At 56.0% G+C, this 14,157-nt stretch carries 9 protein-coding genes; 6 read left to right on the forward strand and 3 right to left on the reverse strand.

Annotated features, from left to right (window positions below):
* Positions 1-65 precede the first annotated feature (65 nt).
* Together ACOOGA_RS13490 and ACOOGA_RS13495 are read left to right on the forward strand one after the other, a co-directional pair.
* Entirely contained in the window at positions 66-2,132 is a 2,067-nt protein-coding gene (locus ACOOGA_RS13490; RefSeq protein WP_417460031.1) for a prolyl oligopeptidase family serine peptidase, read from the forward strand.
* Positions 2,133-2,226: 94 nt separating this feature from the next.
* Entirely contained in the window at positions 2,227-4,431 is a 2,205-nt protein-coding gene (locus ACOOGA_RS13495) for a TonB-dependent receptor (RefSeq protein WP_417460032.1), read from the forward strand.
* A gap of 23 nt (positions 4,432-4,454) precedes the next feature.
* Here ACOOGA_RS13495 and ACOOGA_RS13500 read toward each other — a convergent pair whose 3' ends face one another.
* The 3 genes from ACOOGA_RS13500 to ACOOGA_RS13510 all read right to left on the reverse strand — a co-directional run bounded on the left by ACOOGA_RS13500 (position 4,455) and on the right by ACOOGA_RS13510 (position 9,707).
* Complete coding sequence (locus tag ACOOGA_RS13500) at positions 4,455-5,345, reverse strand: substrate-binding periplasmic protein (protein WP_420428877.1); 891 nt, start codon at positions 5,343-5,345, stop codon at positions 4,455-4,457.
* 118 nt (positions 5,346-5,463) lie between these two features.
* Positions 5,464-8,217: a TonB-dependent receptor gene (locus ACOOGA_RS13505; protein ID WP_417460034.1), complete on the reverse strand. Its 2,754-nt coding sequence runs from the start codon at positions 8,215-8,217 to the stop codon at positions 5,464-5,466.
* A gap of 92 nt (positions 8,218-8,309) precedes the next feature.
* On the reverse strand, positions 8,310-9,707 hold the full coding sequence (locus ACOOGA_RS13510) for a Gfo/Idh/MocA family oxidoreductase (protein ID WP_417460035.1): 1,398 nt from the start codon (positions 9,705-9,707) through the stop codon (positions 8,310-8,312).
* Between the two features lie 275 nt (positions 9,708-9,982).
* On the opposite strand from ACOOGA_RS13510, the gene agaR reads away from it, so the two are divergent.
* The 4 genes from agaR to ACOOGA_RS13530 are packed head-to-tail and all read left to right on the forward strand — an operon-like array spanning position 9,983 to position 14,151.
* Positions 9,983-10,750: a transcriptional repressor AgaR gene (gene agaR, locus ACOOGA_RS13515; protein WP_417460036.1), complete on the forward strand. Its 768-nt coding sequence runs from the start codon at positions 9,983-9,985 to the stop codon at positions 10,748-10,750.
* A gap of 49 nt (positions 10,751-10,799) precedes the next feature.
* Entirely contained in the window at positions 10,800-12,116 is a 1,317-nt protein-coding gene (locus ACOOGA_RS13520) for a D-tagatose-bisphosphate aldolase, class II, non-catalytic subunit (RefSeq protein ID WP_417460037.1), read from the forward strand.
* Entirely contained in the window at positions 12,109-13,230 is a 1,122-nt protein-coding gene (locus ACOOGA_RS13525; protein ID WP_417460038.1) for an SIS domain-containing protein, read from the forward strand. Before ACOOGA_RS13520 ends, ACOOGA_RS13525 begins: the two co-directional genes overlap by 8 nt.
* A gap of 3 nt (positions 13,231-13,233) precedes the next feature.
* Entirely contained in the window at positions 13,234-14,151 is a 918-nt protein-coding gene (locus ACOOGA_RS13530; protein ID WP_417460039.1) for an ROK family protein, read from the forward strand.
* The last annotated feature ends 6 nt before the right edge of the window (positions 14,152-14,157 follow it).

Below are 14,157 nucleotides of genomic sequence, written 5' to 3' on the forward strand. Positions count from 1 at the left end.
TAGTTGTGGGTGGATCGGGCTGTTTCACCCAGCCCAGAAAAACAATAACGATTGGGAGGTCAATCATGAATATTCTCAAAAAGCCCTTTGCGCTTGGTTTGTTGGCGGCAGTGTCGCTTCAGGCTCCTGTGTGGGCGCAGGATGATGCTGAGGACATGGCTCCGGCAGCTACAGCAAAATTTGAAAGCGTAGATGTGTTCGAGCTTGAGTATGCGGATAACCCTGCTGTCTCGCCGGACGGTAAGTCTGTGCTTTATGTGCGGCGCTCAAACGACATCATGACAGATGGCACCCGCTCCAATATCTGGATAGCGGCGGCGGACGGCAGCGACCATAGGCCGCTGCTTTCTGGCACCAAAAGCTACCGGTCGCCTGTGTGGTCGCCGAACGGCAAACGAATTGCGTACCTCTCGAACGAACACGGTAAAACCCAGCTTTATGTACGCTGGATGGATACGGGCCAAACGGCGCTGGTGACCAACCTGCAATCAAGCCCGTCGGCCATCACATGGTCGCCTGACGGTAGCCAGATCGCCTTCACCATGAGCGTGAAGGAAAAGGGCAAACCGCTGAAAGTGAAAATGCCTGCGAAGCCGAAGGGCGCGGACTGGTCGCCTGCCGTGACTTATGTTTCCAAAGCGCGGTATCAGGCTGACGGCCGCGGTATTCTAGAGCCCGCATACACCCATGTATTTATTGTGCCGGCAGATGGCGGCACAGCCCGCCAGCTTACGGACGGCAACTATAACCACCGTGGCCCCATCAGTTTTACAGCGGACGGTGCGGAAGTTGTCGTCTCTGCCAACCGCAGCGATAACTGGGAATATGAGGCGCGTGAAAGCAACCTCTATGCTTTTAAAATGGACGGCAGCGTGCGCGAGATAACGAGCGCGCCGGGCGCTGAATATGGCGCCACCGTTTCACCAGATGGCAAATATATCGCCTATCTCAAGATGGATGACGAGAAGCTCGCCTACCGGAACAAATTTTTGCATGTGATGAAGGTGGACGGCACGGACGACCGCAACCTTTCCGCAGACATTGATAATTCGCTCGAATCTCTCACCTGGGATGAAAAGAGCAAGGGTCTTTATTACCAGATGACGGTACGTGGTGTGGCGCAGGTGGGCTATGCTGACCTCGCAGGCAAACATCGCCCCGTGGCATATGGGCTTGGTGGCACCACGCTTGGTCGGCCCTATGAAAGCGGTAGCTACTCGGCGGCTGGCGGCACTGTTGCTTTCACCAAGGGTACACCACAGCGCCCGGCAGACCTTTATGTCGCCCGTGGCGGCAAGGCCATGCCACGCCAATTGACCGCGTTGAATGAGGATGCGCTGGGGCATAAAACCCTCGGTGAGGTGCAGGAGATTATTTATAACTCCTCCATCGATGGGGAAGAAATTCAGGGCTGGTATATGACGCCGCCTGACTATGACCCATCAAAAGCATATCCCACCATTCTTGAAATTCACGGTGGCCCACACCTGAGTTATGGCCCGCATTTCTCGGCTGAGATGCAGCGTTTTGCCGCTGAGGGTTATGTGGTGTTTTATGATAACCACCGGGGCAGCACATCATATGGCGAACGTTTTGCGCTTCTCTTGCAGAACAAATATTCCAGCGAATATGACTTTGCTGACCATATGTCTGGCCTTGATGCCTTGATCGAGAAAGGCATCGCGGACGCTGACCAGCTTTACATCACCGGTGGTTCTGCGGGTGGTATCGCAAGCGCTTATGCCATTGGCCTCACGGACCGTTTCCGCGCGGCAGCGGTTGCGAAACCTGTGATCAACTGGATATCCAAGGTGCTGACCGCCGATAGTTATCTCGGCCAGATCCCGTTCCAGTTCCCCGGCATGCCGTGGGACAATGTTGAGCATTACTGGAAACGCTCACCGCTTTCCCTTGTGGGCAATGTGACCACACCAACACTTCTGATCACCGGGGAGGCAGACCGCCGCACGCCGATCTCGGAAACCGAGCAGTTCTACCAGGCGCTCAAGCTTCGTAAAGTGGATACGTTGATGGTACGCGTGCCGGAAAGCCCGCACGGGATCGCGGGGCGGCCATCACGCCTTGTTGCGAAGGTGGAAAACATCCTCGCATGGTTTGATAAATATAAATAACAGCAGTCTGACACGGGTCGGGGCAACCTGATGCCTCGACCATTTTTTGAGTAACCGTAAAGAGTTTTCACCAACTCGACACGATTGGGGCATCATGAATATCACCAGAGAAAGCCGGGTTCACCACCGACGGAAAACGCAGTTATTGGGCACTGTTTGCCTTATGCTGGCTGTGCCTGCGGCCTATGCCGAAGGCACCGTAGAAGAAATAGTCGTCAGCGCTCAAAAGCGGGACGAAAGCCTGACCGATACGCCCGTATCAGTCAGCGTGGTGGGCAGCGAATGGGTGGCAAACAGCAACCTCACCTCGCTTGAGGATTTAGGCGCTGTTGTGCCGGGGCTCAGTTTCTTCTCCCAGTTTGTTTACAACAACACGGTCACGCTGCGCGGTGTGGGCACCTTTAGCCGCAACGTGGGCTTTGACGAACGTGTTGGTCTGTATCTGGACGGCATCTACCTCGGCCCATCATACGGCCTGAACCAGAACCTGCTGGACCTTGCGCAGGTTGAAGTGTTGCGGGGGCCGCAGGGCACTTTTTTTGGCCGTAACGCTATCGCGGGTGCTATCAACCTCAAAAGTCAGAAGCCGGGCGACGAGCTTCGGGTCATGGGCCGTGCGCGCTACGGCGGTGTGGGTGAACGTGTGCTGCAAGGGCTGGTTTCCACGCCTGTGAGCGATGAGCTGGCCATCAGCTTATCCGCGGGGCTGAACAACCGGGACGGCTTGACCGATAACCTAGTAACGGGTGACGAAATTGACAATCGCAACCGGGACAGCATGCGTGCACAAGCAGTCTATAGCCGTGGCAGTTTTGAGGTGCGCCTGAGCCTTGACCGTACCTCGCTTGATGAGCGTGCATTGATCGGGGACCCGCTTTCTGAAACTCTGGGCATTGCGCCGGAGGGCTTCGCACCAAATGACTTTGAGGTGGCGTTCAATACCACGCCGAGGCAAAGCCTTGTGGCGAAAGGCGCGGGGCTGACGCTCAGTTATGAGCTGACGGGCGGCGGCACCATACAGACACTTTCCGGCCTTCGCTCAACAGACGTGGCGATGGTAAACGACACCGACTATACACCCGCCGACCTATTGCATATCGACTATGACGAGGCCTATAACCACTTCAGTCAGGAAGTGCGGTATGCTTCAAACCAGAACGCGGCCATCAGCTATATGGTGGGTGTTACCTACCTCGACCAACGCGCGAAAACAGACCGGCATGCGGTTGCGGGCGCGGACGGCCTCATGCTTGGTATGCTACCGGGCGCGGACCTTTCAAACATTGGCCAGGTAGACACCACGGCCTGGGGCGTTTTCGCAAACGCAGATTATGCGGTGACAGAGCGGCTGAGCCTGCGCGCGGGGCTGCGCTACTCGCACGACAAGAAGGTCGCGGACTGGACGATCAACACATTGGAAGGCCCGGTGTTTGGCCTTGCAACTGGCACTTTGAATGCAGAGCGCACAGATGACGATATCTCCCCCACCTTCAGTGTGAGCTATCAGGCCTCAGACGATATCACGGCTTTTGTGCGTTATGCGGAAGGTTATAAAAGTGGTGGGTTCAACCTCGATTACGTGAGCGCAGGCATCTTTCCCGGCGACGTGGCGTTCGAGAAAGAAAGCGCACGCAGCTATGAGGCAGGGCTTAAGGGCAGCGTGGCAGATGGCACGCTTTGGTTCTCGGCCACGGCCTTCTGGGTGGACTATGACGACTTTCAGGTCAACCAGTTCCGTGACCTTGGGGGTGGGCGTACGGCGATTGTGATTTCAAACGCTGCCAAAGTACGCACCAAGGGCGTTGAGCTTGAGGTGCAAGCTGAACTCGCGGAAGGCCTAAGCGTGCGGGCATGGACATCGGTGCTGGATGCGACCTATAGCGAATTTGCGGAAGGTGGTGTTGGCGGCACGGATGTTTCCGGCAATAAGCTTGATGCGCCAGACTTTGAAGCAGGTGTTGTGGTGGATTATGAGCGTAGCTTAAATGCCAGCTTGCTCGGGTTTGTGCATGCGAGCTTTACCCACGCAGGCGGGTCGTACGTCACGCCCGACAATATCACCAGCCAACCGCTTCTGGGTGGGGCCAGCGTGCCTTACGGGCGGCTGGACGCGCGTGATCTTCTTGATATGAAACTTGGCGTGGGCAGCGACGATGGCGTCTGGCGGCTGGCAATTTATGCAGAAAACATCCTGAAGGATGATGCAGTGACATCCAGCATCCGTGATTTTTTCGGCACGATCACTGAGGCTCGCCTTCAGCCGCGAAGTTATGGACTTGAGGCGTCGTTCTCCTTCTAGCGAGTGATGAGAACTGTGTGGCGCTACCTGTCCTGCGATATTTCAGGGGGCGCCATGCCAACATTTTCCGTTTTTGCCCACTTGGCCCAGTTTTCTTTCAGCAAATTGTCCACATGGCCTGTGGCGCGCAAGCTCTCAATCGCCGCTGATATCTTTGGTAGCAGGTGCAGGCAGGATGATTTTTTCGAGATCGCCAGATGCATGCTCTCTTGGCTTAAGGGCGGCACGTGGGTGCGGATACGTGGCGCGATGCCAAGTTTATGGGCAGTTACCATCACCGGGTAAAGGCCATGAATGGCATATTGAATGCGCTTATGGTCCAGAAGGTTCAGGAGATGTTCAACCGACGGCACAGTATGCAGTTTTAATGATGTTGCGCTGAAGTCGTCCAGCTCCTGCCCGAGAGAGTCGCCGATCACCATACCACCCTGATAGGGCGAAAGGTCGTTGCGGTCACGAAAATGCAGGTCCGTGTCTACCAGCGTGATGACAACAACGGGCTCGTTTGAAAAGGCGCTGGTATATTCAAGCAGGGTTTCCCGCTCCGCTGTGCGGTAGAGGCTTGCGATCATATCGATCTCGCCGGCAAACACCTGTGACTGCGCGCGCTTCCAGCCGCCGCTATGTACCGTGCGGATGGGTACGCCAATCTCGCTTGATATCAGGGCTAGAAGGTCGGGCGCGGCCCCCACAAGCAAGTCTCCCTTTTGCCAGGAGATCGGCACATAATCTGGATGGCCGGTGGCGATGATTTCAGGGCATTGGGAAGAGGGAGATTCTTCTTGCGAGGCATACGCGGGATAGACGGGCGCAAAAGCAGCAAGCGCTGCTGCAATACCGAGGGTGATATGTTTAGCCCAGTGTTTGAACATATATTGCCGTGCTGCCTGCCAGAGTTCATGCAGGTCTCCCAATATATATCAAAGAGTGTATTTTTTCTACTATTAACCGAACGTGATAAAGCGGAAAAATAGCCGGGCAAAAGCCCGGCTATAGTTGATCGCTCGTGTCGTATTCTCAGGCGTTGCGCACCTAGAAGCTGACACGGGCCCCAAACAGGATGCGGCGATCAAGCTGCGTGACATTGTTGGGAGCTTTCACGGCGTCTGAAGTGAAAGACACAACATTATTGGTAACGTTGAGCACTTGCAGTTGCAGGTGTACGTTGCTGATCACCTCATAGTTGGCTGAAAAGTCGAGCTGTCCAAATGCGTTCTGGAACCGGGGGATGCCCCATGCGCCAGCAAAGGCATGCAGATACTCAGACCGCCACGCATAGGCGAGACGGGCGCTGAAGCGCTGGTCATCGTAATAGAGCGATGCGTTGGCGCTGTGGCGGGAAAGTCCCGGCAGGCCGGTGCTGCGCACATCATCTTCAGCATTAAAGTCAGCCGAGCTGTCCGCAAACGTATAGTTCGCCTGCACGCCAAAGTTCTGCATCCAGCCTTCTGGCAGGAATGTCAGGCGCATCTGGCCTGCAACTTCAAGGCCCTTGATCTCCGCCGAAGCACCGTTGGCGGGGCGGGTGATCACCACAGGTGCGGTAACAAGTACGCCGTCGCGCTGACGTGGGAAGGTGCGGTCTTCGGTGAAGGTTTCAGTGTCAATAATACCGTCGAGGCTTTTATAGAAAAGCGTCGCCGACAACAGGCCTTCATCACCGAAGTACCATTCCAAGCCAAGGTCGATATTGTTTGCAGTGAAAGGTTGAAGCCCCGGGTTGCCTTGGCTGCCAAAGCCCCCGCCTTCGTCCACACCGCTGATATTTTCCGTTGGTGCCAGATCGCTCAGCGTTGGGCGCGTGTAGCTGCGGGAATATGCCGCGCGGATATAGAGGTCATCCTGCACCTCATAGCGCAAGCTCGCGCTTGGCAGGAAGTCGTGATAGGTGCGCACGTTGTTAACGGCGGAGGGCACACCATTGGTGACAGAGGTACCATTGGTGGTTTGCTCAGTGCGCAGGAAACGAAGGCCCGCGTTGAAGAGCAGCCTGTCTACCTCGAACGTTGTTTCCGCATACGCGTTGAAGGTGGCCTCGCGCAGGTCATAACTGTTCTGGCGACCGTTGAGGGCGCGGTCTGTCACTGCCACGCCGTCGATTGCTGCACCGTCGAGGCCGTTAGGCAGCCAAAGTGCGATGGCCTTGTCGATGTCTGCCGTGTTCAGCGTTTCCGGGATGCCTGCCGGGGCGCCTGATATATTGAAGTTTTCAATCAGGTAGACATTGTCTGCAAGGCTGGGCAGTGTGCGGCGGTCTACGCCGGTATCCGCACGCACGATCACACCGCCGTGGTTGACATTGACCATTTTACGGACCGAGTAACGAGCACCAAAATCAATGGCCTTCAGTGGGCTGTCATGGAAGGTGTGCTCAAAATCCAGCTTGGTGGTGAAGTCGCTGTCGCGGCTTTCTGTTGGTGTCAGGTAAAAGACGTTGATCAAAAACTCTTCCGGGTTGGCGGAGAAATCCGTGCCTGATGTAGACCAGTCAACATGCTTGCCCTGGTGCGTGTAGCTTACGTCACCCAGAACAAACTCACCGGTATCAAGGTCGGCGCGGCGATAGGATAATAGCGCGCCAAGGCCGTCGCTTGAGCGTTTGGTGTAGCCCATATATGGCGTGATGGTCCAATCGTCCGTAGGTGTCCATTTCACGGAGCCGATCACCTGATAAAGCTCATCATCCCGCGAAAGATTGTTGGCGCCAACCCGCTGCTGCACGCCCCCAAAGGTGCCGGAGGTGATAACGCCGTTTTCAACCACAGCATTTTCAATGGACGTTACGTTGCTTTCGTTTGGCGCATCAAAACGCGTGGTGAAACGCGTGGCATCAAGCGTGGAATAGAGGCCGTTCAGGCTGACCTCAATGTCATCAGACGGGCGCCACTGCACAGCCAGATTGCCGCTCACGCTTTCCGTGTCCGAGATGTTCCAGATATAGTGCGGGATATTGTTCACATAAGCCGCTTGTTCTTCAGCGGTGCCGATGGCGGGGTTGCCGTCATCGTCTTTGATGGCTGTGAGGCCAAAGGGGCGAACGTTAAAGCCACCTGAGCGGTTGGATTGAGATTTGCCGCGCGCATAAACCACCGCTGCGGCAATACCAAATTCGTCATTGAAATTATTGCTGACAAGAAGTGACCCTCGCCCGCCCAGGTTGTCGGCTGTTTTGCTGAGGTTGCCCTGCGCTGATGCCGCCAGCTTGAAACCGGGGTAGCTGAAAGGTTGCGGTGTGCTCATTTCCACAAGCCCGGCAAGGCCACCTTCTGCATGGCGGGCAGAGACAGACTTGTTGACAACAACGGTGGTGAACAGCTCGGAAGGCAGAATTTCAAAATCGAAACCGCGACCACCAGCAGCGTTGGTACTTGGTGCTGTCATGCCGTTGATCTGAACCCGGGTGAAGTTGGCACCAAGGCCGCGCAGGTTGATGGTAGAGCCCTGGCCGGTGTCTGAGCGGTTGAGGGTGACGCCAGGGATGCGTTGCAGCGTTTCCGACAAGTTAAGATCAGGGAACTTGCCCAGATCCTCTGCGGAGATGGCGTCGCTTACGCCAACGGCGTCGCGCTTCAGGTTTCGTGCCGAGATGATACTTGCACGAACGCCGGTGACGACAATTTCTTCAAATGCCACACTGTTTGCGGCTTGGCTATCTGTGTTCGGGCTATCTGTGTCTTGGGCGTAAGCGGCGGTGCTTGCGCTTACCATCAGCGCGATGGCTGAGGTGCTGGCAAGGCCGCCCGTTAAAATTCGGTCCGTAAAAGACCCTTTCAGGTTGCGTTTCATGTCATTCCTCTCCCTATTTTTGGCTATTTTGGTGGATTTTGGGCGCACTTCACCCGTCCGTCGTCTCCAACTCGACCACGGGTGGTTGCTCTTTAGCTGACAATTCCTAGCGGTTTGGCGGTCTTCCAAATGCCGCGAGTGAAGTCAGGAAAATCTTTGCTGTTTCCTCTGTCGTTGACCGACTGTTCCGACAGTGGGGTCACCACAGACCATGCGGCGGCGTCATAAACGTCCTGGTCAAGTGGTTCGCCGTTTCTGAGGCAATAAACGAGGCGCCAGAACATCAGGAAGTCCATGCCGCCGTGGCCGCCGTTTTTCTCGGCCTCCGCTCCCATACGTGCCCACAAGGGGTGCTCGAACTTTTTGTACCAGGGCTCCATGTCATGGTCCCATGAGTGGTAGCTTTTTGGTTTGCCTGTCTCAGGGTCCATCATGCCGCCATTCTCAAGGGCGATGCGGTTGGGGAAACCTGCGAACACACCGTTGGTGCCCTGAATGAGGTTATGGCGCGTGTAGGGGCGCGGGGTGGTGGTATCGTGCTGCACCATGATGGTGCGGCCAAGTTTGGTTTTGATGATGCTGGTGTTGATATCACCCGCGATATACTTGAGCTGGTTACGCTCGTGGCCTGCAGGGAATTCGCGTTCCGCATAGGCTGCGCGGCCAAGCGCCGGGCTGCTCATGGAATTCATGTAATCGAACCGGTCACCTCGGTTGATATTCATATATTGCGCGATGGGGCCAAGGCCGTGGGTTGGGTAAAGATTGGCGTTCCGCTTTGCGTGCCAGCCCGTGCGCCATGAGCCCGTGCTGTGTTCAACCTCTTTCATCTGCCAGCGCAGTTCATGAATATAGGCTGCTTCGCCGTGCAACAGGTCGCCAAACAGGCCCTGACGCACCATGTTTAGCGCCATCAGTTCATCCCGCCCGTAACAGACGTTCTCGCCCATCATGCAGTTTTTCTGTGTGCGCTCGGCCGTATCAACCAGCTGCCATGCTTCCTCAACCGTGGTGGCGGCGGGAACCTCAACAAACACATGTTTGCCACTGTTCATGGCATCTACCGCCATGGGGGTATGCCAGCGCCACGGGGTGGAGATGATCACAAGGTCGATATCATCACGCGAGAGCATGTCGCGGTACGCGTATTCGTGCGCGCTATAGGCTGTGGGGGTAGTGAGGCCAGCGTCCGCCACTGTTTTTAATGACCGGTCAACAGCGGCTTGATGTGTGTCACAGACGGCTTTGATCTCAACGCCGTCCAGATGGCAAAAGTGGCGTACGTGCCCGCTGCCGCGCTGACCCACACCAATAAAGCCGACCCGCACGGTGGTCATGTTGGGCACAACAAGGCCCATCACGCTTTGCTGCCCCTTCGGTGCGCGCGCCGTCGCTGTAGGCGTATTACCCGACGCGCATGCGGCCACCATGCCGGTAGCGGCAAGCGCTGACGCTGTTTGCAAAAACTTGCGGCGGTTCAAACGATCCATTCCCTCACCCTTATCTCAAATGTTTCGTGTGATTTCGAAACTGTTTAATTTCGATAAAGAAAAGGCCAATGAAATCCTAAAAACAAGCAAAAAAACTTTCGAAAGCTTTCGAATAAAACGGCGAAAATCGGGATTGTCAAAAAAATACGCACAAAAAAATATTTAAATTCATAATGTTGAAGTTTTGAAAGGTGGTGTAAATTTTTTTTGGATTGAAAGCTTTCGAAAATTACCTCATACAAAAATGCGAAAGACATTGGTTGGGAATCGAAAGCATGAATACGATCGAAAGACGGCACGACATTGTGCAGGTGGCCCTCAAGAAAGGCAAAGTGCAGGTGCCTGATCTTGCCCGCAAATATGGAGTTTCTGACGTTACGATCCGGGCTGACCTCAACATTCTGGATGAGAAGGGCCTTCTGGTGCGTGCCCGTGGCGGCGCTGTGGCCAGCAACCGCCTCACGCAGGAACTGTCGATCGATGAGAAACACTCAAAGCATCTGAATGCCAAGCGCGGCCTTGCCCGCAAGGCGTGTGAGCTGATCAAAGAGGGTGAGGCTATCCTTCTGGATTCGGGTACCACCACAGCAGAGATCGCAAACTCGCTTCAGGCTTTCAAGCGTCTGGTGGTCATGACCAACGGCCTCAACGTGGCGCAAAACCTGATGAACCATGCGGGCGTTGAAGTGCTGATGACCGGCGGCACGCTCCGTAAAAAGTCACAGTCATTTTACGGGCGGCAGGCGGAAGAAAGCTTGCTGCGCTATCACTTCGATAAGGTATTTCTGGGTGTTGACGGGTTTGATTTCCAGGCCGGGCTGACCACGCATTTTGAGCCGGAGGCGATTTTGAACCGGCTGATGTGCGAGGTCTCCAAAGAGATCATCGTGGTGACCGATTCGTCCAAGTTCAATTGCTCGGGCGTACACAAAATCCGCAGCTTTCCCGATATCAACATACTGATCACCGACACAGGCATACCGGATGCGTTCGCCCAGTCGCTAGAGAAAGCAGGTGTACGCATCATCATCGCGGCAGATTAACCGCGCAGCGAGAAGCCACCAGCCGCACCATAAATTCAAGGATTACGACATGCAGGCAATAAGAGACATCGTTGCGGCGAACAGGCGGGGGGAGCCTAAGGGCATCTATTCCATTTGCTCCGCGCATCCGCTGGTGATTGAAGCCGCGATCGAGCAGGCGATGGCTGATGGCACGCCCGTGTTGATTGAAGCCACGGCCAATCAGGTAAACCAGTTTGGCGGTTATACCGGCATGAAACCGGCCGATTTTGTTGCCTTTGTTGCGCGCATCGCAGCGTCAAAAAACTTCCCCATGAACCGCGTGATGCTGGGCGGGGACCATCTTGGCCCGGTGTGCTGGCAGGCTGAGGGCGCGGATGCGGCCATGGCAAAGTCAGAAGCGCTGATCGCAGCCTATGTGGCAGCGGGGTTCAAGAAGATCCATCTGGACTGCTCCATGCCCTGCGCGGGTGATGAGGTTCCGCTTTCGGATGCCGTGATCGCGAACCGGGCCGCACGGCTGTGCGCTGTGGCGGAGAGCACCGCAAAATCAAAGTTTGGCGATAGCGATATCGTCTACATTATTGGCACGGAAGTGCCGCCACCCGGCGGGGCGGATGAGGAGATCACAACCATCGAGGTCACCCCCCCAGACCGCGCACGTCTCACGCTTGAAGCCCATAAGAAGGCGTTTGAGGCGGCGGGCCTCCCATCGGTCTGGACCCGTGTGGTCGGGCTTGTCGTCCAGCCGGGTGTTGAATTTGATCACACTGCCGTCATTGATTATGTGCCGGAGGCGGCGACCGCCCTCAAGGGCCTGATTGATACGGTGGACAATGTGGTGTTTGAAGCGCATTCCACCGATTATCAGGCGCCGGAGAGTTATAAGGCGCTGGTGCGCGATCATTTTGCGATTTTGAAGGTGGGGCCACAGCTTACCTTTGCGCTGAGGGAAGCCTTGTTTGCCTTGAGCTATATTGAGGACGCCATCATCCCCGCGGGCACTCGCTCAAACCTGCGTGACGTGTGCGAGGCGGCCATGCTGCGCGAGCCGAAGAACTGGCAGCGCTTTTATGAAGGCACACCGGAGCGGCAGGCGCTTTATCGCCGCTATAGCTATAGCGACCGTATCCGCTACTATTGGCCGCAAAGTGATGTGGCTGAGGCGGTGGAAAAGCTGTTTACCAATTTGGATGCCACCACCATTCCGCTGCCGCTCATCAGCCAGTTTATGCCCCTTGAGTATGGGGAGGTGAGAGCCGGGCGGCTGGAGCTGAAGGCAAAGGAATTGGTGAAAGCCAAAATCAGGCAGGTGACAGCAACATATGCCGAAGCGTGCGGCCTTGAGCACGCCTGGCCAGAAAGAAAAACACCCGTTTATGACTGAATTTCTAAACATCACTGAAGAGACATTGCGTGCGAACGGCGCATATTGGACCGCGCGTGAGATTGCCCAGCAACCAGACGCCTGGCAGCAGGTGTGCAAGGATATCGCGGCCAACCGTACCGCGCTTGACGCCTGGCTTGATGGTGTGCTGGCGCATGAAGGCTTGCGCATCATCCTCACCGGCGCAGGCACGTCGGCTTATGTGGGCAAAGCACTTGCGCCGCACCTCAGCAAAACACTCTCGCGCCGGGTAGAGGATATCAGCACCACCGATATTGTCGCGAACCCGGACGGATGGTTGCTGCGGGATAAACCCACGCTTCTCATCTCTTATGCGCGCTCAGGCAACAGCCCGGAAAGTGTGGGCGCGTATCAACTGGCTGACCAGATTGTTGAAAACTGCTTCCACCTTGTGATCGTGTGCAACAAGGACGGTGAGCTTGCGAAAGCGGCTGAGCAAGCCAAGAACAGCTATTGCCTGTTGATGCCTGAGGCCACGCTGGACCAAAGCTTCGCCATGACCAGCAGCTACACCTCCATGCTTGTGGCAACGCTGTGTGTATTTACCGGCTGTGGCACTCAGCTTGAAAGCGCCTCAAACGTGACCGAAGCTTTGCTCCTGCACGAGCTGGATGATATCCGTGCGCTTGCGGGCTCGGGCTTCAAGCGCATTGCTTACCTTGGCAGTGGTTGCCTCATGGGTGTGGCAACAGAAGCGGCGCTCAAGATGCTTGAGCTGAGCGCTGGCGGTGTTGACTGCTATGCGGAAAGCCCGCTTGGTTTCAGGCATGGCCCCAAGTCGATGGTGGACGATACCACTGCCGTGGTGGTACTGCCGAGCAGCCACGCTTATACCCGCAAATATGATAATGATCTGATCGATGAGCTCAGGCGCGATAACCAGTTCAAGGCGCTGAGGGACCTGTCCGAGCTGCCCGCCGTGCAGCAAACCGGGCTTGAAGATATCTGGCTCGGGCTGCCTTATATCGTTTTCTGTCAATTGCTGGCATTTTACACCGCGCTCGCGCATGGTGTGACACCAGATAACCCCTGCCCAAGCGGTGAGGTAAACCGGGTGGTGCAGGGTGTGGCAATATACGACTTTGAAGGATAGGGCATGATCTACGGCATTGATGTTGGGGGCACAAAAATTGAGATCGCGGTTTACGCAGATGATCTCAATGCTGTGGACCGGTGGCGCACAGCAACACCAACGGAAAGCTATGATGCCTTCATTGAAACACTGGCGAACCTTATAGGTGAAGCTGACGCCAAGTTCGGGGTTGAGGGCACAGTGGGCCTCGGTATCCCTGGTCTTATTGACGCGGAGGGCCGCTCACTTAGCTCAAATATCCCCGCTGCCAATGGCCGCAACGTACGGCGCGACCTCAGCGCCCGCATTGGCCGCAAGGTCACTATCGGGAACGACTGTCGCTGTTTTGCACTTTCTGAGGCCACAGGCGGTGCAGGCGAAGGCTTTCGCAATGTTTATGGTGCTGTGCTTGGCACCGGGGCCGCAGGCGGCTTTGTGGTTGATGGTGTTTTGGAGGCGGGGCGGCAAGGCATCGCGGGTGAATATGGCCATATTCCACTGCCTGCCCTGATGCAGCAGCGGTACGACCTGCCGCTCAGGCAGTGCGGGTGCGGGCTGCCAAGCTGTGTTGAGGGGTATATCTCAGGCCCCGGCCTTATGTTCCTGCAGCAGTATTTTGGCGGTAGTTTTGCGGATGCGCCAACGCTCGCGAGCGCGTGGCGCGCAGGTGACGGAGTGGCTGAGAAAACCTTTGATGTTTATCTCGACATTCTGGGCTCAACCTTTGCGACCCTCGTGCTTTTGCACGACCCGGATATCATTGTGCTTGGCGGCGGTGTGTCGCTGATTGACGGCATACCCGAACGCCTGTCAGGCGCGATAGAGGAACATCTTTTCAATAATGCAAAGTCACCCATCATCCGCCGTGCGAAATTTGGCGACGCAAGCGGCAGCCGCGGCGCGGCCATTCTGGCAAATCAAGCTTTAAAGAGTAGCCAATAGACCAGC

It is taken from the genome of Kordiimonas sp., assembly GCF_965216265.1.
GTDB lineage: Bacteria > Pseudomonadota > Alphaproteobacteria > Sphingomonadales > Kordiimonadaceae > Kordiimonas.